The organism is Tetzosporium hominis (assembly GCF_002265435.1).
Taxonomy (GTDB): domain Bacteria; phylum Bacillota; class Bacilli; order Bacillales_A; family Planococcaceae; genus Chryseomicrobium; species Chryseomicrobium hominis.
This window is the reverse complement of sequence record NZ_NOKQ01000157.1, coordinates 1-255: the sequence shown is the minus strand read 5'-3', so window position 1 is coordinate 255 and position 255 is coordinate 1. Positions and strand designations below refer to the sequence as shown.

The following is a 255-nucleotide window of genomic DNA, read 5'->3' as shown; positions in this document are numbered from 1 at the left end:
TTGTTATAGAAAAATCGCGTTTCATCTGTCATTTAAGCCGTGTTTCTACCGAACAAGAGGCACAGGAATTTATACAGAAAATAAAGAAACAGCACTGGAATGCGACTCATAATTGCTCGGCTTACGTAATTGGCGAGAACGATCATATCCAAAAAGCCAATGATGATGGAGAACCAAGCGGTACAGCGGGAGTGCCAATGCTTGAAGTATTAAAAAAACGCGGACTTAAGGATACTTGCGCCGTCGTTACACGAT

General features: G+C 42.0%; 1 protein-coding gene. It reads left to right on the top strand.

Going from position 1 to position 255, the window contains the following annotated elements:
* A partial coding sequence (locus CF394_RS03475) for an IMPACT family protein (protein ID WP_207761675.1) occupies positions 1-255 on the top strand: 255 nt, incomplete at both ends.